The organism is Nocardia sp. NPDC003693, from assembly GCF_053981095.1.
Window position 1 is genome coordinate 84,104 of record NZ_JBSFNO010000020.1, and the last position, 22,611, is coordinate 106,714.

The following is a 22,611-nucleotide window of genomic DNA, read 5'->3' on the forward strand; positions in this document are numbered from 1 at the left end:
AGGTGCCTCGGCAGACGCTCGACTCACTGGTAACGCAGGTTGCCTCCGAGTTGATGGGTGTCGACGCCACCACGATGGTGGCGGCGAGTGAGCGGGTGCTGTCCTGGCTTGTCACTCATTTCGATGTCGACTTCAGCTACCTACGGCACACCGATCGGGAGCGCCGCGCCTCCATCCTGATCGCGGAGTGGCCGCGACGCGCCGTGAACATCGATCCGGATCCGCTGCGCGTCACCTACTTCGAGAGCGCGGACTCGGTGTTCGCCCGGCTCGAACACGCCACCGAGCCGCTGATCGTGCGGCCCATTCCCGAGCACGCGGACTATCAGCAGACCATCCACCTGTCCTCGGGCATCCCGCAGGTGTCCATGGCCGCGGTGCCGCTGGTCTCGCGGGACGAGTCGACCGGCGTGCTCGGTTTCGTCAAAGAGGGCGATCGCGAGTGGAGCACGCGAGAGCTCAATGTGCTCAAGGCGATCGCCGCGCTCTTCGCCCAGTTGCAGGCGCGCGTGGTGGCCGAGGAGCGGCTGCGCTACATCGCGATGCACGACGATCTGACCGGGCTGGCCAATCGCCGGGCGCTGCTCGAGCACATGGAGGACAGGCTGCGCGCGGGTAGTCCCGGGCCGGTGGCGGCGTTCTTCCTGGATCTGGATCGGCTCAAGGCGCTCAACGACTTCCTGGGTCACACCGCCGGGGACAACTTCATCCGCACGCTGGCCACGCGGTTACGCGATCACCTCGATCGCGGCGACATGATCGCCCGCCTGGGCGGCGACGAGTTCGTCATCGTCCCGGCCAAGCCGATGGACGCCGTGGCCGCCGATCTCGAGGCCACCCGGATACAGCAGCTCATCGCGCGCCGGGTCACCGTCGGCGGGGAGACCGTCAGCCGGGGCGCGAGTGTCGGTGTGGCCGTGGGTATTCCGGGTGAGACCACCGTCGCGGACGTGCTGCGCCGCGCCGATCACGCGCTGTTGTCGGCCAAGTCCAGCGGCGGCAACGGCGTCGCGGTGTTCACCGACGCCATGCGCGCGCAGTTCGAGCTGCAGGACGACGTGGAGCTCAACCTGCGCGGCGCGGTCTCGGACGGCTCGCTGCTGCTGCACTATCAGCCCGAGGTGGACCTGCGCACCGGCCGGGTGGTGGCCCTCGAAGCGCTGGTGCGCTGGCAGCATCCCACCCGCGGGCTGCTGCCCCCGGGCGCGTTCGTCGGCGTCGCCGAGGCCACCAACCTCGCGGGTGAACTGGGGCGCTGGGTGATTCGCTCGGCGTGCGAGCAGTTCGCGCAGTGGCGCAAGCACGGTCTGGCCTCGAACGTGGTCATCCGCATCAACGTGTCGCCGGTGCAGCTGGTGAGCCTGGACTTCGTGGAGACCATGGAGGGCATCCTGCGGCGCTTCGGCATCGACGGCAGCTCGGTCTGCCTGGAGATCACCGAACACGTGGTGGTGCAGGATCTGGCGCGTACCCAGGTCACCCTGCGCGGGCTCAAGCGGATGGGCGTGCAGATCGCCATCGACGACTTCGGCACCGGGTACTCCTCGCTCTCGCATCTCAAGGCGCTGCCGGTGGACGCGGTCAAGATCGACCGCGGTTTCGTGCAGCGGCTCGGCGCCAGCGCCGACGATCTGGCCATCGTCAAATCCATTGTGGGACTGGCCGGTTCCTTCGGTCTCGGAGTGGTCGGCGAAGGGGTGGAGACCACCGTCGCCGCCCGGACCCTGGTGGCGCTGGGATGCTATCGGGCACAGGGCTTCCTGATCGCGCGGCCGATGCCGGCCGACGAGGTCGCCGAGCATCTGGCGGCCGGGCGGATCGCGCTCGACCTGGATCTTCCGGGTTCCGGCCACCCCGGCACGCCCTAGAAATTGGGGGCGCGCTCCGGGCGCCGATGCTCGCGGGAGCGCGCTACCGCGTAGTAGCGTGCGGGATAACAGGGGCAATCCATCGAGGGATGTGGGAACGGCGTGCGTGATCGAAGCTTCAGCGGCAAGAAGACTCTGATTACCGGGGCCGCCAGCGGCATCGGCCGGGCAACGGCCACCGCGGCCGCGAGCCGGGGGGCGCGGCTGGTGCTCACCGATGTGAACGCCGAGGGCCTCGATTCGACCGTGGCGCTCATCCGCGCGCAGGGCGGCGTCGTGGAGTACGCGCAGGCCCTGGACGTCAGCGACTACGACGCGGTCACCGCCTTCGCGGGGCAGGTGCACGAGCACATCGGCGACGCGCTGGACGTGGTCATGAACGTCGCGGGCGTCTCGGTCTGGGGGACCGTGGAGAACCTCGAGCACAAGCACTGGAAGCGCATGGTGGACGTGAACCTCATGGGCCCCATCCACGTGATCGAGAACTTCGTGCCGCCCATGGTCGCGGCCGGTCGGGGCGGGTCGCTGGTCAACGTGTCCTCGGCGGCCGGGCTGCTGGCGCTGCCCTGGCACGCGGCGTACAGCGCGAGCAAGTTCGGCCTGCGCGGGGTCTCGGACGTGCTGCGGTTCGATCTGGAGCGGCACGACATCTCCGTGCACCTGGTGGTGCCGGGCGCGGTGGACACCCCGCTGGTGCACAGCGTCGACATCGTCGGCGTCGACCGTGAGGATCCGCGAATTCAGGCGTGGATCGGTCGTTTTCGCCGGCACGCCAAATCGCCGGAGGAAGTCGCGAAGTCGATTCTGCGCGGGGTCGAGAAGAACCGCTACCTGGTGCACACCCAGTTCGACATCCGCTTCGGCTACTGGTGGGCGCGCAAGTTCGCCTGGCCGTACGAGTTCGTCATGCGCAAGGCGAACAGCCTGTTCACGACGTTTCTGCCACGGGGCTGACGCAGCCCGCCTGCCGGTCGTCGGCGACGCAGGACTCGCTCGCGGGTTCGTTCACGTGCACGTCCAGCACGCGCGCGCCCGGGCCGTCCGCGCCCATGTGGTCGTGCGCGTTGACGATCTTGCAGGTGCCCAGTGACAGACAGCCGCAGCCGATGCAGCCGGTGAGGCTGTCGCGCAGGCGAATCAGCTGTTCGATGCGCTCGTCGAGATCGCTGCGCCAGGCGGTGGACAGCGCCTCCCAGTCGCGGCGGGTGGGGGTGCGGCCGTCGGGCAGGCGGTCCAGCGCGCCGCGGATCTCCCCGAGCGGAATTCCGACACGCTGTGAGATGCGGATGAAGGCCAGCCGGCGCAGGGTTTCCCGGGGGTAGCGGCGCTGGTTGCCGCTGGTTCGACGGGCTGTGATCAAACCCTCACGTTCGTAGAAATGCAAGGCGGACACCGCAACTCCGGCGCGTTGTGCCAGCTGGCCCGGTGTCAACTCCTTCGCCTGCCACGGGGTGGTCTGCATAGCTGAAGGTTAGTGGAGGTTTTTACCGGCGTCGAATTGCATGCCATCTCTGTCCCGGGCAACTACCGTCAGATCATGGGAATCAAGGCTGCGCCCCCGGCGCGACCGCTTTCCGTGACCTCGGAGGTCGGCGCGCTGCACACGGTGCTCCTGCATCGACCCGGCGACGAGCTGCGCCGCCTCACCCCGCGCAACAACGACCAACTGCTCTTCGACGCCATCCCCTGGGTGGAGCGGGCGCAGCAGGAGCACGACACCTTCGCCGAGGTGTTGCGCGGGCGCGGCGTCGAGGTGTTGCTGCTGGCCGACCTGCTGACCCAGACCCTCGGCGTCAGCGGCGCCGCGCGCATCCAGGGCATCTCCGGGGCCGTCGACGCGCGCCGGCTCGGGCACGCGCTGGCCGACGAACTGGCCGCCTACCTGCGCACGGTGCCCGCGCCGGAGCTCGCGCAGCTCCTGATGTCCGGGATGACCTTCGACGAACTGCCGTTCGGGAACACCACCTCGCTGGTGCGGCGCATGCACCACGGGCACGATTTCGTCATCGATCCGCTGCCGAACCTGCTGTTCACCCGCGATTCCTCGTTCTGGGTCGGGCGGCGGGTCGCGATCACCTCCCTCGCGCTGCCCGCGCGGGCGCGCGAGACGTCGCTGACCGATCTCATCTACGCCTTCCACCCCCGCTTCCTCGGGGTGCGCCGAGCCTACGAATCGCATACCGCGCCCATCGAGGGCGGCGACGTGCTGCTGCTGGCCAAGGGCGTGGTCGCGGTGGGGGTGGGCGAGCGCACCACCCCGGCGGGCGCGGAAGCGCTGGCGCGCAGTCTCTTCGAGGACGATCTGGCCCATACCGTGCTGGTGGTGCCGATCGCCCAGACCCGGGCCACCATGCACCTGGACACCGTCTGCACCATGGTCGACGTGGACGCGGTGGTCATGTACCCGGCGGTCCAGGATTCGCTGTGCGCGTTCACCATTCGCAAGGAGGCGGACGGGTCGGTGAACATGCTGGGCCCGGATCCCTTCCTGCCCGCCGCCGCGAAGGCCATGGGCATCGCGAAACTGCGCGTCATCGACACCGGTCTCGACGGGGTCACCGCCGAGCGCGAACAATGGGACGACGGCAACAACACCCTCGCCCTGGCGCCCGGCGTGGTGATCGCCTACGAACGCAACGAGATGACCAACGCTCGCCTGGTCGACGCCGGCATCGAAGTGCTGCCCATACCGGGATCCGAACTGGGCTCCGGCCGGGGCGGACCTCGGTGCCTGTCCTGCCCGCTGTCGCGTGACGAGGTGTGAGAAGACATGCTCGACATACCGGTCGACCACCATTCGACGGTTCCGCCGTACGAGCAACTGCGCCAGGGCATCGTGGCCCGGGTGCGATCCGGGGAACTGGCAGCCGGGACCAAGATACCGACGGTCCGCGCGCTGGCGGCGCACCTGAAGCTGGCCCCCAACACGGTGGCGCGTGCCTACCGCGAGCTGGAACAGGACGGTGTGCTCGAAACCCGGGGCAGGCTGGGCTCTTTCATCGCGTCCTCGGGTGATCCGACCCGCGATGTCGCCGGCCGGGCGGCGACCGAGTACGTGGCGGTCATCCGCAGGCTCGGGCTCGACGACGAGGCCGCGGTGCGGTACCTGCGCGCCGCGCTGGGGGAGAGCCGGGGGTAGCGCGCGCCGATCGGCCGGCGGCGTATCGGGCCGCGGCGGCCGACGGACCGCGGGTCAGCGCCAGCTGTCCAGCCAGAGCCGGTCGTGCCAGTCGGCCGGCGTGATCGGCATGCCGGTGAGAATCGGCCACAGCCAGATGAAGTTCGCGATCACCAGCGCCAGATAGATGCACACCAGCAGCAGCCCGAGACCCTGGCGTTCACTGGGCGGGGTGAACTGCTGCCAGTGCGGCGAGCCGGAGAGCTTGCGCCCGCTCGCCGGGGCGTGCCCGAGGATGTCGCCCAGCGCCAGTGCCACGCCCATCACCAGGAAGGGCGCCAGCGGCAGCGCGTAGAAGAAGTACATCTGCCGGTCCAGGGTCAGGAACCAGGGCAGCAGGCCCGCGCCGTAGCCGACGAGGATCGCGCCGTAGCGCCAGTCGCGGCGCACGATGCTGCGCCACAGCGCCCAGGCGAGCATGGGCAGGGCCACCCACCACAGCGCGGGCGTGCCGATCAGCATGACGGCCTTCACGCATTGCGATGCGTCGCAACCGGTCACGTTGGTGTCGGCGTAGTAGTAGAGCATGGGGCGCAGGCCCATGGGCCAGGTCCACGGCTTGGACTCCCACGGGTGGTGGTTGCCCGCGGAGTTGGTGAGCTCCTTGTGGAAGGTCAGTACCTCGCCGCCGTAGAACCACAGTGACCGCAGCGCCGCGGGCACCCAGGAGAACATGCCGTCGTTGCCGACGCGGACCCCGACCGCGTACCGGTCGTAGCCGGACTCGTTGGCGAACCAGGCCCAGAAGGTCATGAGGTACACCGTGATCGGCACGATGGCCAGGGCGTAGAAGGCCGGTCCGAGATCGCGGACCGCGGTGCCCGCCCAGGGGCGTCGGACCCGGTAGCCGCGGCGCGCGGACAGGTCGAACGCCAGGCTGAGGGCCGCGAAGGCGACCACGAAGTAGATGCCGGACCATTTGGTGCCGCAGGCGAGCCCGAGCAGGACGCCCGCGCCGAACCGCCACCAGCGCACGCCGAACCGCGGCCCGTAGTCGCTGTCGTCCAAGCGGCCCTCGGCGGCGACCAGGGCGATGCGCGCGCGTATCTCGTCGCGGTCGACGATGATGCAGCCGAAGGCCGCGACCACGAACACCGTCTGGAAGATGTCGAGCATGCCCAGGCGCGAGGAGACGAAGGTGACGCCGTCGACGATGAGCAGGATGCCCGCGAACGCCCCGATCAGGGTGGACCGGGTCATGCGCCGGGTAATGCGAATCACCAAGAGCACCAGGATGGTTCCGCACACCGCGGCGGTGAAGCGCCAGCCCCAGCCGTTGTAGCCGAAGATGGCCTCGCCGATGGCGATCATCTGTTTGCCGACCGGCGGGTGCACGACCAGGCCGTAGCCGGGATTGTCCTCGGTGCCGCCGCCGGTCAGCACCTGCCAGCCCTGCGGGGCGTAGTGCTTCTCGTCGAAGACCGGGGTCTTGGCGTCGGTGGGGTAGCCCAGCATGATGAAGCGGGTCAGCGCGGCCACCGTGGTCAGCACGATGGTGACCACCCAGCCGCGGGCCCAGTCGGTGGGCCCGTATTCGGCTGACGGTCGTAGTGGCGCGGGACTCGACAACGCCACCTCCGCCTCACTCGCTGGCGGTCGCGCCTCGGTCACCTGGGTCACGCCCCCGATGTTATGCGGTCGACACCCGGCCGGTCGCGCCCCGGTGAGTCCGGCGGTGCGCCGGCACGGGCGGTTCGCCGCACGCCGACGGTCGATCGCCGCGGTGGCGCACGGCCGCCCGGGCGGTGCGGCCGCCCGCCGTATGCTGGGCGAGCGCCGCGATTCGGGCGCTGCCCGCCGCCGTTCGCGTGGCGGCCCAGGACATCGACGAACGGGAGTGCGATGAGTGCCGAGCCGATCCGAGCCGGACGGCTGGTGCTCGCCGCCACGCCCATGGGCGACATCGGTGACGCCTCGCAGCGGCTGCGGGACGCGCTGGGCTCCGCGGAGATCGTCGCCGCCGAGGACACCCGCCGGACGCGGTCGCTGGCCAAGGCACTGGAGGTGGAGATCACCGGGCGGGTGGTCAGCTTCTACGACCACGTCGAGACCGCGCGCATCCCGATGCTGCTCGAGGAGATCGAGTCCGGTCGCACGGTGCTGCTGGTGACCGACGCGGGCATGCCGTCGGTGAGCGACCCCGGCTACCGCATGGTCGCGGCGTGCGTGGAGCGCGACCTGCCCATCACCTGTCTGCCCGGCCCGTCGGCGGTGACCACCGCGCTGGCGCTGTCCGGGCTGCCGGTGGAGCGCTTCTGCTTCGACGGTTTCGCCCCGCGCAAGTCCGGCCAGCGCAAGGAGTGGCTGCGCACCCTGGCGACGGAGTCCCGCGCCTGCGCCTTCTTCGAGGCCCCGCACCGCCTGGCCGACTGCCTGGCCGACGCGGTGGAGGTGCTCGGCCCCGAGCGGCGCGGCGCGGTCTGCCGCGAGCTCACCAAGACCTACGAGGAGGTCGTGCGCGGCACCCTGGCCGAGCTGGCGGCCTGGGCGGTCGAGGGCGCGCGCGGCGAGATCACGGTGGTTCTGGAAGGCGCGCAACCGGTTTCGATAGACCCGGCCGACCTGGTGGACCGCGTGGAGGCCCTGGCCGCCGCCGGCCTGCGCCTCAAGGACGCCTGCGCCGAGGTGTCGCAAAGCACGGGCACCGCCCGCAAGGCGCTGTACGACGCGGTTCTGGCGGCGCGCACGGCCGAATAACCGGTCAGCGCTTGCGGGCGCGGGCCTGTTTGGTCAGTTCGGTGATTCGGTCGGGGCGTTTCCCGCCGTTCAACTCGGCCACGAGTTCATCCGGGCACAGCTCGTAGAGGTCGCCCCACCAGCGGCGAATCTTGTTGTCCCAGATCCGGTATCCGCCGGGGACGCCGCGTGAGACGAAGCGGCGGCCGATCAGACTGCCCTGGACTCTTCGGTTTTCACGAGCGGCTGTACCTCCGTGCTGCGCGGGGCGGGGCGGAACGGGGTCCACCAGTTGGCCGGGCCCATCAGTTTCACCAGCGCGGGGACCAGCAGCATGCGGACCAGGGTCGCGTCGATGACCAGGGCGATCACCATGCCGAGGCCCAGGAAGCGCATCGGGGTCAGGGGGGAGATCGTGAACGCGCCGGTGATCAGCACCAGAAGTGTTGCGGCGGCGGTGATCACGCGCGCCGTCTGGACCGTGCCGACCCGTACCGCTTCCTCGGTGTCCGCCCCGGCGTCGTGCGCCTCCACCATGCGCGAGAGCAGGAAGACCTCGTAGTCGGTGGACAGGCCGAACACCACCGCGATGATCAGCACCAGCATCCCTGCCGACAGCGGCCCGGGACTGACGCGCAGCGCGTCGGCCAGGTGACCCTGATCGAAGATCCAGGTCAGCACGCCGAACGTGGCCGCGAGACTCAGGAACGCCATGAGCACCGCCTTGACCGGCAGCACCACCGAGCGGAAGGCCAGCGCCAGCATCAGCAGCGTCACGCCGACCATGACCACCAGCATGAGCGGGAGTTTGGAGAGCACGGCGGTGACGCTGTCCGCGGTCACCGCGCTCTCGCCGCCGACCTGGAGTTCCGCGCCGTCGAGGTGAATGTCCCGAATGGCTTTCACGGTGTCCTGGGCGGCGGGGGAGCGGTCGGGCGCGGCCAGCGCGGTATGGATGATCGCAGCGTCCTCGCGGATGCCCAGCGACAGCGCCTGGCGCACACCGGGAACCGTGCTCAGCTCGCGCAGCGCGGCGCTGATGGTCGCCGGAGTGGGTGTCCCGCCGCCGGTGTCGCGCAGCAGCACGGTCGCGCCGCTGTTCGCGGCGGGGAAGTTCGCCGCCAATTCCTCGACCGCCGCGCGGGTTTCGTTGCCCTCGGGCAGCGCGGTGTGGTCGATGTCGCCCAGGCGCACGCTGGTCAGCGGCGCGGCCAGCACGAGCAGCAGCGCGCCCACCGCGATGGCGACGGTGCCGGGACGGCGCATGACGGCGGTGACGACCCGCCCCCAGAAGCGCTGCGCGCGTGCCTCGGCATGCTCGAAAGCGTCGGCGCGCCAACTCCATTTGCCCACGCGCGAGCCGAGCAGCACCAGGATCGCGGGCAGCACGGTCAGCGAGAGCAGTGCGGCCAGGGCGACCGCCGCCATGGCCCCGAATCCGAGCGAGCGCAGCACCGCCTGCGGGAAGACGAAGGTGCCGGCGAACGCGCACATGAGCAGCAGCGCCGAGAACAGCACCGTGCGTCCGGCGGTCTGCAGGGTTCTGGTCAGCGCCTCGGGGACGGACCGCCCCGCCGCCAGTTCCTCGCGGAAGCGGCTGACCACGAAAAGCCCGTAGTCGATGGCCAATCCGAGTCCGAGCAGCGACACCACGTTCATGGCGAAGATGCTGACCTCGGTGAACCGGGCGATGAGCCCCACCGCGCCCAGCGCGCCGATGACGGCCAGCGTGCCGACCAGCACCGGCAGCAACGCGGCCACCACGCCGCCGAAGACCAGCACCAGCACGATGGCGGTGAGCGGGATCGAAATGGATTCGGCGATCACGAGATCGCGGCGCGACTGGTTGCTGATGGTGTCCGCGAGCGCGCTGTATCCGGTCAGCTGCGTCTCCACCCCCGGCACCCGAAGATGTTCGGCGATATCGGGATACACCGCGATGCGCCGGTTGTCGTCGCCGGCCGCGAACACCGCGGCCACCGCCTGCCGCCCGTCGGGCGAGCGCAGGTACTGCTGCCGCGTGCTGTTCCAATAGGTTTCGACCGGCCGATCCAGCAGCGCCGGGTCGATGCGTCCCACCGATTCCAGCACCCGCGGCCCGATGTCGGCCAGCGTCTGCCCCTCGGGCGCGGTGTAGATGGCGAGGATGTCCGGGTTCTGCGGCCCGAGCTGCTCTTTCACCCAGCGATCCACCGCGCTGGATTCGCTCGCCGGGTCACTGAATCCCGCCGCGCTGACCTTGTCGGCCAGCCCGGTCGCGAAGAGCCCGCACGCGAGCGCGAACAGCACGCCCGCCGCCAGGACCGTCTTCGGCCACGAAACCACCAGCCGCGCCCAGGTGTTCATCGGTTCACAACTCCGTTTCGATGGTGCCGAGATTCGTGACCGCCCGTGCGCCTGCCGCCTCGCACCGGAATCATGGTGTCGCCGTTGTGTTTCAGGCCGAACCGGGCAGAGGTCGCCGGGCGTCCGGCAACGGGTTCCCAGGCGACGGAGGCCGTCAGAAATACCGCCGATGTGCGGGCCGCCGTCGAGAGCGGGGACCCGGCTGCCCGGAGTACCCCGCCCGCGGCCGCTCTCAGCACCCGGCGGATTCCGGTCATCGCCCGGCGGTCCCCGTCGCGTCGGTTCCAGGGGCGACGGTCCGGGATTGCGCCGAATCCGCCGGTGTCAGTTCGCTTTCCAGGGTGCGCACGATCCGGTCCAGCAGCGCGTCCAGGCGATCGGGGATGCCCTTGCCGCTGCGCACCGAGACCGTCAGCTCGGTACGCCCGCCGCCCTCGGTCAGACCCATGAGGATCGGCATGGCCACGCTGTGCTGGGGCAGCACCCGGACCGAGGTGGGCGCGAAGCCCGGTACCGCCAGCGCGTCCAGGTCGTAGCGGCCCATGTGGGAGACGGTGGCGGAAGCCAGATTCCGGCCCAGGCGCGCGCCCATCCAGTTGAGCGAGCGCGCCAGCGCCCGGCCCGCGGCGGGCGGGAGCTTGGTCAGCCCGGTGTTGTCCATCTGGTTGAGTTCGCGGCCCTCGTCGAGCCCGGCGCGCTTCTCGGCGTTGAGCTGTTTCCAGTCGGTGCCGGGCCGCGCGTCCAGGAACAGGGGCAGCGCCAGATTGCCGGTCGACCGCAGCGCCGGATCGTGGCGGCGCAGATCGACCGGAATCATGATGCGCGAGAGCGGCCCGCCCTCGTCCGCGAGAATGGCCGCGACCCGCATGAGCGCACCCGCACCCGCGGCGTTGATCGTGCGGTGCCGCAACAGGTGCCGGTGCTCGCCCGGAAGCTGGCGGCCGCGCCCGAGGGCGGAGCCGAAGCGCGGCACCATGAGCGCGGGCTTGCCCGGCGCGCCCACCTTGGCCACGAGTTCGGCGTCGGCCACCGGATCGGCCGCGCCGACGGGCTCCTGCCCGCGCAGCACGCGCAGGATGTCGGTGGCCCACATGACCATGCCCATGCCGTCCATGACGCCGTGGAACACCCGGAACACGATGGTCACCGGGTCGGCGGTCAGCAGCAGCACCTCGGTGGTGGACTCCGGTGTCGGCCCGATCGGGCTGGTGAGCACCGGATCCGCCTCCAGCGCCGGGAACTGCAGCGCGTGCCGCACCTCGCGCACGGTCGGCGCGACCCCGCTGTCCACCCAGTACGAGCCGTCGCGCACCAGGCGCGCACCGGGATTGGCGGCCGAGGCGATGGCGACCGCGCGCCGCAGCCGTTCGGCGTCGAGCGTGCCCTCGCCCTCGATGGCGAGCTGCATGAGGAACGGCGGCGCGAGATCCCGCATGGGGAAATAGATGAGTTCGGTGGGAGAGATGGGCCGGCGGAAGGTGCTCATAACTGCCTCTGCTGCGCGCGGACCGCCGGGATGGTTACCGTAGGTCCTTGGTCAATTCGGTGACGCCGCCCTGGGTTTCGAGCCAGGCCAGGAATTCGGCCAGCCCGGTCTCGCGGTCGACGACCGCCCGGTACTCGAAATCCGCGGCGGCGGCGCCGGTGTCGTAGGTCGCGGTGCGGGTCATGAGCGCCACCACGTAGCGCGACAGCGGCGGTGACCAGCGGGTGGCGACGTAGGGGATGCGCCAGATGGTGTCGATGACGGCGACGACCGCGCCGAGCACCTTGGGATTGGGCTGCCGGCTGGGCCGTTCGTAGCCCAGGCCCTCGGCGACCTCGCCCAGGAAGCCCCACACGTCGGTCTGCTCGGCGTCGGCGATGAAATACGCCTTGCCGCCGACCTTTTCCGAGGCGGCAGCCTTGACCGCGGCGTCGGCGATGTTGTCGACGTGGCACAGCGAGGCGTACACCTGCTTGCCGTAGGACAGGTCCGGCAGCGATCCGGTGGCCGCGCGGCTCAGCAGCCGCACGATCGGGCCGGACCGGTCGCCCGCGCCCCAGATGGCCCGGGGCCGCAGTGCGGAGGTGGTGAAACCCGGTGCGTCGGCGGCCAATACGGCGCGTTCGGCGGCGGCCTTGGTCTCGGAGTAAAGGTTCAGATACCGGCTCGGGTAGGGCACCGACTCGTCGATGTTCACCTGGTCGCCGCCGTCGCGATCCATGAGCGCGCTGGGGCTGGAGATGAAGACGAAGCGGCTCGCCCCGTTGCGCCGGGCGCTCGCGAGCAAATGTTCGGTGGCCGTGAGGTTCTCGGCCACGAACTGGGCGCGGGTGCCGCGCTCGTCGACGCGGGCGGCGCTGTGGAAGACCGCGTCGACGCCCTGCGTGGCGCGATCGAGCGACGCCGGATCGGTGAGGTCGCCGGTGACGATCTCCACCTGATCGATGACCGCGTCCAGATCGCGCAGATTGCTGGTGGGCCGGGCCAGCACGGCGACCCGGTAGCCGCCGTCGGCGAGCAGGCGGCGCACGATGGCGCCGCCCAGGAAGCCGGAGGCCCCGGTGACCAGTGCCTTCTTGGTGCTCATCGGGCCGCCTCCTGCGTCTTCCACCAGGTGAGGCCGAAGATCTGGGTCATGATCGCGGTCTCGGCCGGGGAGTGGCCGCTGCCCGCGGTGGCGCGCAGCGCGGACGGGATCTGCGCCGCGTGCACCACGATGCTCAGGAAGGCGTCGATCCAGAAGATCGCCCGCAGCAGCCGATTGGCCGGCGCGCGCCCGGTGCCGGCGGCGAACACCCCCGCGAACAGGTACAGCCAGCCCAGAATCGGAATCGCCCGCAGTAGGGTCACCTTCATCGTCCCTTGTCCTCTCCGAGCTGCTCGGTTGCCCAGACGGCCAGCTGCTCGCGGCCGATCTTGGCATTGTGGCGGATGTCCACGGGGAACTTCGGGTGGAACAGGAAGTCCCGCACGGGCGCGGTGACCTCGAACGCGGCGGCGCGATCGCGCAGTTCGGCCGTCAGGCTCAGCGGGTTCGCGCCGGTCTCGGTCTCCACGCAGAGCACGGGCCGCTGCGCGCCGCACGGGCCGACCCCGACCAGCGCGGTCCGGGCGACGCCGGGCAGGGTGTTGAACACCTGCTCGACCTGCACGCTGAACATGGGTCCCGCGGCGGTGTGCACGCGCTGGGACTTGCGCCCGCAGAACCAGATCCGGCCCTCGTCGTCGATCCACGCGAGATCGCCGGTGCGGTGCCAGACCACGCCGTCCTCGACGATCTTGCCCGCGCGGTTGGCCGCGTGCGGCCAGTAGTAGCGAGTGCTGACGTTCGGGCCGGCGACCACGAGTTCGCCGATGCCCCGGGTCGCGACCAGCTCGGCCTCGCGGGCCAGCGCGTCGGACCAGTTCGGCAGCGGATCGTCGGTGATGGCGACCAGCCGCGCGCGCACGTTCTCGGCGGGGCGCCCGATACAGGTGCCCTCACCTCGATGCGCCCGTTCTACGAGACCGCCGAGCAGTTCCCGGGATTCGATGGTCGACATCGGCAGGGCCTCGGTCGAACCGTAGCCCGCGTGCACCTCCGCGTCGGGGCTCAGCACCTCGCGCAGACCGGCGATGCACCAGTCCGGGACGGGTGCGCCGCCGGAGTAGATGCTGTGCAGCGTGGGGATTTTCACCCCGGTCGATTCCAGGTGCCGCAGCAGCGGGATCAGGACGGCGGGGGAGGCGAACATCGTCCGCACCCCGAACCGGTTGATCGCGTCCACCACGTGCGCCGGGTCGGTCGAGCCGACCTGGCTCGGGATCAGCGGCGGCAGTACGCATCTGGAGCCGAGCAGCATGTCCAGGATGCCGACCAGCGGCAGGGTGATGAGCGAGGTGCCCGGTGCGACGCGCGCGCGGGCGGCGTCGACCTGGTCGACCATGGCCGAGAGGTTCCCGTGCGTCATCTCCACGGCCTTGGCCGGTCCGGTGCTGCCGGTGGTGAAGGCGATGAGCAGCAGCTCGTCCGCGGGCGCGGGCGTGCGCTCGACCGCGGTGTAGGCGGTGGGCAGCGAGGCCGAGCCGCGCTCCCAGGCCGCGCGTACGCCGGCGAGCTGGGCGCGCACGGCCCGGACGCGCGCCCGGGCCGCGTCGCCACGACCGGTCGCGGGCGCCGGTGCGGCCCCCGCCGCCACGGCCGCGGGTCCGCCCCAGCTCTGCAGGGTCTCCCCGCCCCAGAACCAGCGCGGCCCCACGGTGATCGGGACCCGGATGCCCCGGAAGTACCGGCGGAACAGCACGCGGGCCGCGTGCGCCTGCGGAATGCCGATGAAGGCCTCCGCGTCCGCCGCGCGCAGGCAGTTGAGCATCTTGCGCAGGCCCATACCCGGGTCGATGACCACGGGGACCGCGCCGATCTTCAAGAGCCCGAACATGATCGCGTACAACTCGGGGCTCGGCAGGACCAGCACGATGGTGCGAGTGCCCCGGCCCACCCCGGCGGCGACGAGGTGCGCCGCGATGGAGTCGGACCACTCGTCGAGTTCGCGATAGGTCAGGTGCCGGTACTCCGGGAGTCCCGAAGTCGCCGTGCCCGCCGGGAAGATCACGACTTCCCGGTCGGGCGCAGCGGCCGCGACCGCGCGGAAGCGGTCGATGGCCTGCCAGTAGGTAGCGGTTGTCACGCCGCGGCTCCGACGGCGGCGGGGAGCCGGTAGAGCACCGCCGCGGCCGAGGGGCCCGCGCCGGCGGCCACGAACAGCACGTGGGTGAACGCGTCCAGCGAATCGTCCTGCGCCGCCAGGTCGTACGCGAGGGTCAGGGCCGCGGTGTGCGGATCGCCCTGCGAAAGATCCGGCAGCAGTACCGCGTTGGGCGCGATGCCCAGCTCCGCCGCCAGCCGCTCGCCGAAACCGGCGGCCGGGGTGGAGGCGATGAGCGCGGTGCGGGCCTGGTCCGGCTCGCCGTCGGACAGCGCCAGCCGCGCGGCGTCGGCGGCCACGGCCAGCAGCCGGTCCTCGGCGCCGGGCTCGCGCACCACGGTCATGAGGTCGCGGCCCCCGGTGCCCATGGTCGCCACGTCCACGTAGGACTCGATGACCGGCGTTCCGGTGCCCGCGACGGTGTGCACGCGGCCGAAGCCCTCGGGCTCGTCGGTGCGCTCCAGCAACAATGCGGCACCGGTCGTGGCGTAGGGGAATTCCGCGTCCGCGGTACCGCGCTTGGTCGAGGGGTGGGTGTCCCCGGAGACCACGAGAACGTGCTCGGCGCTACCGGTTTCCAGGATCGACTGAGCCACCTGCACCGCGTTGAGCGCGCCGACGCCCGCGTTCATGAGATCGAAGGAGAACGAACGCGGGTCGTCCTTCACGTAGTCGAGCCCGATTCCGGCGGCCTTCTGAATCAGCGCGGACACCGCGGGTTCCACGGTGTTCGAGTCGCGGAAGATGCCGGCGTTGATCAGCACGCCGACCTGTTCGGGGCGAACCCCGGCCCGCTCCATGGACTGGCGCGCGGCCTGCCCGCTGAGCTCCACGATGCTGAAAGTGTCTCCGGCCCGGCTGGTTCCGGTGGATTTGATGCGCACGCCCATGTCAGACCTTCAGGGATGAAATCGTGGTGGACAGGAAGCCCCCGACGACGCCGGAGGCGGCGGGGACCATCAGGATCTTCGAGCCGGCCGGGATGGCCTCCTGGCTCAGCTGATCGTGGAGCACGATGAAGTGCGAAGTGGTGGAGGTGTTTCCGTACTTCTCGATCACGTTCAGGTCCGGCGGCATGGGGCTGCCGAACTCGCGCTCGGCGATGGCGTTCATGAAGGGGATCGCGCCCGCGCCGAACTGGTGATGGATCATGTAGTCGAAGTTCTCCTCGGCGAAGGTGTTGCCCTGCCGCTCGAGGTGGTTGCGCTGCGAATCGGTCCAGAGCAGGAAGCGCGACTCGTTGTGCATCTTGCGGTTGTCGGTGTAGAGCGCGACGCCCTGCGACTTCTCGCTCGGCATGCCCAGGCACAGGTGCGAGAACTCCGAGGCGGTCATCAGCTCGATGTAGTGGATCTTGTCGTTGTCGTCGACGGCTTCGTCCAGTACCACGGCCGCGCCCGAATCGCCCACCGTAAGTGACGCGAATTGCAGATCGTATTTCTCGGTGATTTCGGTGACAGCGGTTTCCGCGATGGGGGTGATGGCCTCGCCGCTCACCACCATTCCGCGGCGGATGGCACCCGAGCGAATCATGCGATCCAGAATGTAGGTGCCGGTCATCATTCCCGCGCACGCATTCGAGAGATCGAACGAAATAGTGTCTTCGCGAGCGCCGAGTTCGCGCGCGATGGAACCGGCGAAGGACGGCTCCATATACATCTTGGTGCCGTCCTTGCTACGCGTGATCGAGGTCGAGATGATCACGTCCAGGTCGGTGGCGGCGTACTGTGACCTGGAAAGACAGTCCTGCGCCGCGTTCATCGCGAGCGTGAAGGAGTCTTCGGTGTTCTCCGGGCTGGTGTCGCGGAATCGTCGTTCCTGAACGCCCGTGATTCTTTCGAGATCGAATGGAGGGGCCTGCTTCAATTGCGCGACCAGCTCTTCTGTGGTGACGCGTTTCGACGGCAGATAAGCGCCGATCGACTCGAATCGAGAATGCGGCACAGGGACTCCTGAAAGTGCGAAGAAAAGCAACCTGAATCAGTGACGGATTGAGGCTACCCGACGGTAATGACGCGAGCGACCGATCCGTTTGCCCGATGCTGTCTGGGACACCGCCCCCGTCGGCCATCTGCGCCGGTGAGAACATAGATACCGAATGGTTCGCTGTGAGGGACTTCACCTGATCACCCGTCCGACGAAAAATGTAACTGACAGTTACATCTATGACGTAACGAAACTGTCTGAGCGGCACTGGATTTCGAAAGTCGGCTCCGGTTAGGTTGGGCGCATGCACTTTGCGAAGGGCCTCGTGAGCGGGGTGGTCACCGCTCAATCCATAGCCTTGCTGACCTTCGGGGCGAATGGAATCGCCACTGCCGCAAACGAAGTCGGAGGCTGTACGGTCCGCTCCGCGGCCACGGTCGCGAGCGGCTTCGGCGTCCTGGAGAACCTGGCATTCGACGGGACCGGCGGTCTGCTGCTCTCGGAGACCTCGTTCGGCGGTGCCGGCGGCGGGCTGGTTCGCCTGACGCCGGACGGTAGCCGCGTCACCGTCGCCCCCGTCGAAACGCCGGGTGGCCTGGTGGTGTCCGGCGGCATCGCGTACGTGAACACCGGGAATACCTTCGCCAGTGGCGTCTCGGACACCCCCGACGGCGCGATCGTCGCCGTCGATCTGGCCACCGGGGCCGTTCACACGGCCGTCACCGGCCTGCGCATGCCCAACGGCCTGGCGCAGCTACCGGACGGCGGCTTCGTGGTCAGCCGCGACGTCGGCGCGAACACGACCCTCACCCGGGTCGCGGCCGACGGCTCCGGCGCGCACACCCTGGCGCCGGAGCTGACCTCCACCAACGGGCTGGCCTACGATCCCGCGCGCCGAAAGCTGTTCGTCTCCACGACCTTCGACGCCGACACGGTCATCGCCGCGGTGGACATCGACCGTCCGGACGCCGCTCCCGCCCGCATCGTCCTGCCCGGGTTCGGGCCGCTGAACTCGGCCGACGACATGACCGTCGGGCCGGACGGCGCGGTGTACGTGGCGCTCAACACCGCGGGCAAGGTGGTGCGCGTCGACCCGGACGCCGGGACCCACTGCACGATCGCCGAGGGCCTGCCCTTCATCACCTCGGTGCGCTTCGGCGCCGGACCCGGCTGGGATTCGACGTCGTTGTACGCCACCGGTTTCCTGGGCGCGGTGACCCGCCTGACGGTCTGAGGCGCGCCCGGGCACCCCGGGCAACGCCGCGCACACCCCCGCGCGAACGGCGGCCCCGCGTCCGGAGATCGGACACGGGGCCGCCGCCGTGAATTTCTCGTTAAGCCTTGGGCTCCACGAACTTCGGGAACACGACCGCCGGCTCGGGCAGCGCCAGGCCGGGGGTCAGCGGGGTGGCGATGGCCGCGAAATCGCGATCGGTCTGGCCGAGCAGATCCAGGATCCGGCCGGCCGCGCCCGGAATCACCGGCTGCACCAGCAGGGTCACGATGCGCAGCACCTCCATGGTCACGTAGAGGATGGTGCCCTCGCGCGCGACGTCCTCCGGGGTGCCCGACTTGGCCAGCGTCCACGGGGCCTGCGCGGAGAAGTAGCGGTTGGTCTCACCGAGGGTCAGCCACAGCTGCTCGAGGCCCAGATGGATGAGCTGCTGGTCGAATTCGGCGCGCACCTTCTCCAACAGGCCGTTCGCACGCTCGAGCAGTGCTTTGTCCTCATCGGTGAAGTCGCCGGGAGCCGGGACCACGCCGCCGAAATCGCGCAGCACCATCTTCAGGCAGCGCTGGGCGAGGTTGCCGTACTCGTTGGCCAGATCGGTGTTGATGCGGCCGACGATGCCCTCGTGGCTGTACGAGCCGTCCTGCCCGTAGGAGATCTCGCGCAGCAGGAAGAAGCGCACGGCGTCCAGGCCGTAGGTGTCCACCAGTTCCATCGGATCGACCACGTTGCCGGTCGACTTCGACATCTTCTCGCCCCTGTTGTACAGGAACCCGTGCGCGAAAACGCGTTTCGGCAGGGCGATGTCGGCCGACATCAGGAACGCGGGCCAGTAGATGGCGTGGAAGCGCGTGATGTCCTTGCCGATGATGTGCACGTCGGCGGGCCAGAACTTGCGGAAACGCTCGGACTCGACGTCCGGGTAACCCGCGCCGGTGAGGTAGTTGGTGAGCGCGTCCATCCACACGTACATCACGTGCGCCGGATCGCCGGGCACCGGAACGCCCCAGTCGAAGGTGGTGCGCGAGATGGACAGATCCTTCAGGCCCGACTTCACGTACGAGACGATCTCGTTGCGGCGGGTCGCGGGCGCGAGGAACTCGGGGTCCTGCTCGAACAGCTCGAGCAGCCGGTCCTGGTACGCGGACAGGCGGAAGAAGTAGTTCGACTCCTCGGTCCACTCGACCGGTGTCCGGCTCTCGGTGGACACGCGGGTGCCGTCCTCGAGGACGGTGGTCTCGTCCTCGGCGTAGAACGCCTCGTCACGCACGGAGTACCAGCCCGCGTAGGTGTCGAGGTAGATGTCGCCGTTGGCCGCGATCTTCTCCCAGAGCGCGATGGACGCGGCGTGATGATCGGCGTCCGTGGTGCGAATGAACCGGTCGTAGGAGACATCCAGGGCCTTGTCCAGGCGTTCGAAGACGTCGGAGTTGCGCGCGGCGTACTCCTGCTCCGGAACGCCGGCGGCCTTGGCCGCCTGCTGCACCTTCTGCCCGTGCTCGTCGGTGCCGGTCATGAAGAACACATCGAAACCGTCCAGCCGCTTGAAGCGGGCCAGGGCATCGGTGGAGATGTATTCGTAGGCGTGACCCATGTGCGGTGCACCGTTGGGGTACGCAATGGCCGTGGTCACGTAGAAGGCGGGGCGATCGGATGCACTCATGGTGGTGACTACTCTAATCTGCGTGCCTGCTGCCACTCGCGTGAATATCCCCGTCGCCGGTGTCGACCATGCGTAACACCCGACCGGCCCCCGAACCGCCCCAGCCGCTGTTCCCGCTCATCGACGCGCATACGCATCTGGACGCCTGCGGTGCGACGGACGCGGAATCGGTTGCCGCGATTGTGGATCGGGCCGAGGCCGCGGGTGTGCGCGAAGTGGTGACCATCGCCGACGATCTCGACGCCGCGCGTTTCGCGGTCCGGGCGGCGAACTGGGACAGGCGGGTATACGCGGCCGTCGCGCTGCATCCGACCCGGGCGAACGCGCTGGACGAGGCGGCCAAGGCCGAACTCGAGGCGCTGGCCGCGGACCCGCGGGTGGTCGCGGTGGGGGAGACCGGGCTCGACTACTACTGGCCCGGCAAGCTCGACGGGTGCGCGGACATCGAGACGCAGGTGGAGGGTTTCCGCTGGCACATCGACCTCGCCAAGCGGCTGGGCAAACCGCTCATGATCCACAACCGCGAAGCCGATCATGATTTGCTCACCGTGCTGCTGGACGAGGGCGCGCCGGAAACGGTGATCTTCCACTGCTTCTCCTCCGACGCCAATATGGCCATGGCGTGCGTGGACGAGGGCTACGTGCTGAGTTTCTCCGGCACGGTGAGTTTCAAGAACGCCCATGAATTGCGGGAGGCGGCGAAAGTCGTTCCGGACGCACAGATTCTGGTCGAAACGGACGCGCCGTTTCTGACCCCGCATCCGTTCCGCGGCGCACCGAACGAGTCGTACATGCTGCCCTATACCGTGCGCGCGCTCGCGGAAGTACGGGAACAGGATCCGCAGACCCTGGCCAAGATCACCACCGCCAATGCCAGGCGGGTCTACGGCATCTGACCGTCCGATTCGCGAGGTGTGGCCTCGCTCACTATGATTGGGCCGCGCCGTGATCCACCTGCGGCGCTATATGACTTCGTAATATTCGCAACCGCGGGTCACCGCGTTTCCATTGTCAATTCCCCCGGCCCTCGTTATCGTACTGTGACCATGCCGAGACTATCGATGAAGCCACTGACGAAGATCAATTCGTCGCGATCGCCGCTGCTGTACGGCGCCATCGCGGCGATGCTCGTCACGCTCATCGTCGGTGCGGGCGTGGCGATCGTGAACAAGAAGACGGTCACCGTGGTGGTGGACGGCATGTCCATCACCCAGCACACCATGTACGGCGATGTGCGCGGCGTGCTCAAGGACGCGGGCTACGGGATCAGCGGTCGCGACGACGTATCCCCTTCCGCCGGTGCGAAGATCAGCGATGGCGGGACCATCACGCTGAATCGCGCGCGCGAGGTCGCCATGATCGTGGACGGCCGCCCGTCCAAGGCGTGGACGACCGCGCTCACCGTGGCCGAGGCCATCGTGAAGCTGAATCTGCCCGGCGACGTGTACACCTCGCCCGCGCGCCCCTCCCCGCTGCCGCTCGAGGGCGCCTCGCTGCTGATCACCAACCCGCGCACCGTGGAACTGTCCGACAACGGCGGCGCGCCCGGCCTGGTGCGCCTGGCCGCGCCGACGGTCGGGAAGCTGCTCGAGGAGCAGGGCCGCCCGCTGGTCGATCAGGATTCGGTCGTGCCGGGCCCGGACACCACGCTCACCGACGGCATGAAGATCGTGGTCACGCGCAAGTACGTCGAAAAGCGCACCGAGCGGCTGCCTTTGGAGCCCGAAGAGAACATCATCGAGGATCCGACCCTCAATCAGAGCCGGACGGTCGTGGAGAACCCGGGCGTACCCGGTACCCAGGACGTCACTTTCGCGGTCTCGATCGTGAACGGCCATGAGGCCGCGAAGGATCCGGTCACCCACACGGTCATCGTGGCCGCCGCGCCCAAGACCGTCCGCAAGGGCACCAAGCCCGGCACCGAGGTACCCGAGGTCCGCGACGGCCACACCTGGGATGCCCTGGCCAAGTGTGAGTCCAACGGCAACTGGGCCATCAACACCGGCAACGGCTACTACGGCGGCATCCAGTTCGACGCCAACACCTGGGCCCGCCAGGGCGGCCTCCGCTACGCCCCCCGCGCGGATCTCGCGACCCGCGAGGAGCAGATCGCGATCGCCGAGGTGACTCGCGCCCGCCAGGGCTGGGGCGCCTGGCCCGCCTGCACCAGCCGCCTCGGCATCAGCTGACACGCACCTACATCAGTGCGCCGCCGTCCACGCGGATCTCGGTGCCGGTGATGTAGCGCCCGTCGTCGGAGGCCACCATCGCCACCGCGCCCGCCACATCCTCGGGCTTGCCGAGCATGCCGCCCTCGATCCAGCCGGGGAGGCGGGCCAGCAGGCTCCAGTCGGCGTCGGCGGGCAGGTCGAGGCCGGCGGTCAGTCCGGTCCCGATCCCGCCCGGGACGATGTTCACCGCGCGCAGACCCTGTTTCACGTATTCCAGGGCGATGGCGTGGGTGAAGGCGTTGACGCCCGCCTTGGAGGCGGCGTACGCCGACATGTAGGGCACCGAGCCGAACGCCGAGGTGGAGGAGAAGTTCACCACCACGCCGCGCTGGGTCTCGATGAGGTGCGGCAGGGCCTGCTGGGTCACCAGGAAGGTGCCGGTGAGGTTCACCGCGAGCACCGTGTTCCAGATGTCCAGGGGCAGTTCGTGGGTGTGCCCGGCGCGCATGATGCCCGCCGCGTTCACCAGAACGTCCAGCCCGCCGAGGAATTCGACGGCCGCGGCCACGGTGGCGCTCACCGATTCCGGATTCGCGACGTCCAGGGTCAGCGTGCGCAGCCGTGCGCGCTGCTCCTCGGTCGCGGCCTCGACGGTGGTCTTCAGACCCTCGTCGTTGATATCCGCCGCGACCAGCTGTGCGCCCTCGGAGAGCAGGCGCAGGGCGATGCCCTGGCCGATGCCCGAACCGGCTCCCGTGACAAGTACTCGACGTCCGTCGTATCTACGCAACATGACGGGAAATTAGAACAAGTTTCACTTCGCGTCAATGGTCGGCGGTACCGATGACCGGTCGATTTGTCCTGAATTCAAGTGCGGACGC

General features: G+C 69.4%; 19 protein-coding genes. 8 read left to right on the forward strand and 11 right to left on the reverse strand.

The window, feature by feature from the left end; all coding sequences use genetic code 11:
• The first annotated feature begins 2 nt into the window (after positions 1 to 2).
• A complete protein-coding gene (locus ACWDOP_RS22250) occupies positions 3 to 1,868 on the forward strand; it encodes a putative bifunctional diguanylate cyclase/phosphodiesterase (RefSeq protein ID WP_456346605.1) in 1,866 nt (621 codons plus the stop codon).
• Between the two features lie 102 nt (positions 1,869 to 1,970).
• Complete coding sequence (locus ACWDOP_RS22255) at positions 1,971 to 2,822, forward strand: SDR family oxidoreductase (RefSeq protein ID WP_456346606.1); 852 nt, start codon at positions 1,971 to 1,973, stop codon at positions 2,820 to 2,822.
• Here ACWDOP_RS22255 and soxR read toward each other — a convergent pair.
• A complete protein-coding gene (soxR, locus tag ACWDOP_RS22260; RefSeq protein WP_456346607.1) occupies positions 2,797 to 3,330 on the reverse strand; it encodes a redox-sensitive transcriptional activator SoxR in 534 nt (177 codons plus the stop codon). The two genes, ACWDOP_RS22255 and soxR, sit on opposite strands and share 26 nt — an antisense overlap.
• A gap of 75 nt (positions 3,331 to 3,405) precedes the next feature.
• Here soxR and arcA point away from each other — a divergent pair, with 75 nt between their 5' ends.
• Both arcA and ACWDOP_RS22270 read left to right on the forward strand, forming a co-directional pair.
• Positions 3,406 to 4,632, forward strand: coding sequence for an arginine deiminase (gene arcA / locus ACWDOP_RS22265; protein ID WP_454201814.1), 1,227 nt, complete (start codon positions 3,406 to 3,408; stop codon positions 4,630 to 4,632).
• 6 nt (positions 4,633 to 4,638) lie between these two features.
• Positions 4,639 to 5,007, forward strand: a complete 369-nt coding sequence (locus tag ACWDOP_RS22270; protein WP_354985214.1) for a GntR family transcriptional regulator — start codon at positions 4,639 to 4,641, stop codon at positions 5,005 to 5,007.
• 54 nt (positions 5,008 to 5,061) lie between these two features.
• Here ACWDOP_RS22270 and ACWDOP_RS22275 read toward each other — a convergent pair whose 3' ends face one another.
• Entirely contained in the window at positions 5,062 to 6,666 is a 1,605-nt protein-coding gene (locus ACWDOP_RS22275; RefSeq protein ID WP_456346608.1) for a dolichyl-phosphate-mannose--protein mannosyltransferase, read from the reverse strand.
• A gap of 222 nt (positions 6,667 to 6,888) precedes the next feature.
• On the opposite strand from ACWDOP_RS22275, the gene rsmI reads away from it, so the two are divergent.
• Positions 6,889 to 7,743: a 16S rRNA (cytidine(1402)-2'-O)-methyltransferase gene (gene rsmI, locus ACWDOP_RS22280; RefSeq protein WP_456346609.1), complete on the forward strand. Its 855-nt coding sequence runs from the start codon at positions 6,889 to 6,891 to the stop codon at positions 7,741 to 7,743.
• Positions 7,744 to 7,932: 189 nt separating this feature from the next.
• Here the strand turns inward: rsmI and ACWDOP_RS22285 are convergent, their stop codons facing one another.
• From ACWDOP_RS22285 to ACWDOP_RS22315, 7 genes are all read right to left on the reverse strand, one after another.
• The gene (locus tag ACWDOP_RS22285; RefSeq protein WP_456346610.1) at positions 7,933 to 10,068 is read right to left on the reverse strand and encodes an MMPL family transporter; all 2,136 of its coding nucleotides are present in this window, start codon (positions 10,066 to 10,068) and stop codon (positions 7,933 to 7,935) included.
• A gap of 253 nt (positions 10,069 to 10,321) precedes the next feature.
• Positions 10,322 to 11,554 (reverse strand): peptide synthetase, encoded by a 1,233-nt coding sequence (locus ACWDOP_RS22290; RefSeq protein ID WP_456346611.1) that lies wholly within the window; start codon positions 11,552 to 11,554, stop codon positions 10,322 to 10,324.
• Between the two features lie 34 nt (positions 11,555 to 11,588).
• Entirely contained in the window at positions 11,589 to 12,641 is a 1,053-nt protein-coding gene (locus tag ACWDOP_RS22295) for an NAD-dependent epimerase/dehydratase family protein (RefSeq protein WP_456346612.1), read from the reverse strand.
• Positions 12,638 to 12,910 (reverse strand): hypothetical protein, encoded by a 273-nt coding sequence (locus ACWDOP_RS22300; RefSeq protein ID WP_456346613.1) that lies wholly within the window; start codon positions 12,908 to 12,910, stop codon positions 12,638 to 12,640. The genes ACWDOP_RS22295 and ACWDOP_RS22300 overlap by 4 nt, the downstream gene beginning before the upstream one ends.
• Entirely contained in the window at positions 12,907 to 14,721 is a 1,815-nt protein-coding gene (locus ACWDOP_RS22305; RefSeq protein ID WP_456346614.1) for a fatty acid CoA ligase family protein, read from the reverse strand. The genes ACWDOP_RS22300 and ACWDOP_RS22305 overlap by 4 nt, the downstream gene beginning before the upstream one ends.
• Complete coding sequence (locus ACWDOP_RS22310) at positions 14,718 to 15,629, reverse strand: hypothetical protein (protein ID WP_454201822.1); 912 nt, start codon at positions 15,627 to 15,629, stop codon at positions 14,718 to 14,720. Before ACWDOP_RS22310 ends, ACWDOP_RS22305 begins: the two co-directional genes overlap by 4 nt.
• A gap of 1 nt (position 15,630) precedes the next feature.
• Positions 15,631 to 16,683, reverse strand: a complete 1,053-nt coding sequence (locus ACWDOP_RS22315) for a 3-oxoacyl-ACP synthase III family protein (RefSeq protein ID WP_454201823.1) — start codon at positions 16,681 to 16,683, stop codon at positions 15,631 to 15,633.
• A gap of 286 nt (positions 16,684 to 16,969) precedes the next feature.
• On the opposite strand from ACWDOP_RS22315, the gene ACWDOP_RS22320 reads away from it, so the two are divergent.
• Entirely contained in the window at positions 16,970 to 17,899 is a 930-nt protein-coding gene (locus ACWDOP_RS22320) for an SMP-30/gluconolactonase/LRE family protein (RefSeq protein ID WP_456346615.1), read from the forward strand.
• Between the two features lie 100 nt (positions 17,900 to 17,999).
• Here the strand turns inward: ACWDOP_RS22320 and metG are convergent, their stop codons facing one another.
• Positions 18,000 to 19,559 (reverse strand): methionine--tRNA ligase, encoded by a 1,560-nt coding sequence (gene metG, locus ACWDOP_RS22325; RefSeq protein WP_456346616.1) that lies wholly within the window; start codon positions 19,557 to 19,559, stop codon positions 18,000 to 18,002.
• A gap of 68 nt (positions 19,560 to 19,627) precedes the next feature.
• Here metG and ACWDOP_RS22330 point away from each other — a divergent pair, with 68 nt between their 5' ends.
• Together ACWDOP_RS22330 and ACWDOP_RS22335 are read left to right on the forward strand one after the other, a co-directional pair.
• Positions 19,628 to 20,455 carry a TatD family hydrolase gene (locus ACWDOP_RS22330; protein ID WP_454208917.1) on the forward strand — a complete coding sequence of 276 codons (828 nt, stop codon included), beginning with the start codon at positions 19,628 to 19,630 and terminating at the stop codon, positions 20,453 to 20,455.
• A gap of 165 nt (positions 20,456 to 20,620) precedes the next feature.
• Positions 20,621 to 21,748 carry a transglycosylase family protein gene (locus ACWDOP_RS22335; protein ID WP_456346617.1) on the forward strand — a complete coding sequence of 376 codons (1,128 nt, stop codon included), beginning with the start codon at positions 20,621 to 20,623 and terminating at the stop codon, positions 21,746 to 21,748.
• Positions 21,749 to 21,755: 7 nt separating this feature from the next.
• Here the strand turns inward: ACWDOP_RS22335 and ACWDOP_RS22340 are convergent, their stop codons facing one another.
• The gene (locus ACWDOP_RS22340) at positions 21,756 to 22,520 is read right to left on the reverse strand and encodes an SDR family NAD(P)-dependent oxidoreductase (protein WP_454208967.1); all 765 of its coding nucleotides are present in this window, start codon (positions 22,518 to 22,520) and stop codon (positions 21,756 to 21,758) included.
• Positions 22,521 to 22,611: the final 91 nt, after the last annotated feature.

Excerpts from the sequence above, each read along its gene's own strand:
- ACWDOP_RS22335 (WP_456346617.1), top strand. The coding sequence starts at position 20,621 with ATGAAGCCACTGACGAAGATCAATTCGTCGCGATCGCCGCTGCTGTAC.
- ACWDOP_RS22300 (WP_456346613.1), bottom strand. The coding sequence starts at position 12,910 with ATGAAGGTGACCCTACTGCGGGCGATTCCGATTCTGGGCTGGCTGTAC.
- ACWDOP_RS22320 (WP_456346615.1), top strand. The coding sequence starts at position 16,970 with ATGCACTTTGCGAAGGGCCTCGTGAGCGGGGTGGTCACCGCTCAATCC.
- ACWDOP_RS22270 (WP_354985214.1), top strand. The coding sequence starts at position 4,639 with ATGCTCGACATACCGGTCGACCACCATTCGACGGTTCCGCCGTACGAG.
- ACWDOP_RS22295 (WP_456346612.1), bottom strand. The coding sequence starts at position 12,641 with ATGAGCACCAAGAAGGCACTGGTCACCGGGGCCTCCGGCTTCCTGGGC.
- soxR (WP_456346607.1), bottom strand. The coding sequence starts at position 3,330 with ATGCAGACCACCCCGTGGCAGGCGAAGGAGTTGACACCGGGCCAGCTG.
- rsmI (WP_456346609.1), top strand. The coding sequence starts at position 6,889 with ATGAGTGCCGAGCCGATCCGAGCCGGACGGCTGGTGCTCGCCGCCACG.
- arcA (WP_454201814.1), top strand. The coding sequence starts at position 3,406 with ATGGGAATCAAGGCTGCGCCCCCGGCGCGACCGCTTTCCGTGACCTCG.
- ACWDOP_RS22290 (WP_456346611.1), bottom strand. The coding sequence starts at position 11,554 with ATGAGCACCTTCCGCCGGCCCATCTCTCCCACCGAACTCATCTATTTC.
- ACWDOP_RS22285 (WP_456346610.1), bottom strand. The coding sequence starts at position 10,068 with ATGAACACCTGGGCGCGGCTGGTGGTTTCGTGGCCGAAGACGGTCCTG.
- metG (WP_456346616.1), bottom strand. The coding sequence starts at position 19,559 with ATGAGTGCATCCGATCGCCCCGCCTTCTACGTGACCACGGCCATTGCG.
- ACWDOP_RS22310 (WP_454201822.1), bottom strand. The coding sequence starts at position 15,629 with ATGGGCGTGCGCATCAAATCCACCGGAACCAGCCGGGCCGGAGACACT.
- ACWDOP_RS22330 (WP_454208917.1), top strand. The coding sequence starts at position 19,628 with ATGCGTAACACCCGACCGGCCCCCGAACCGCCCCAGCCGCTGTTCCCG.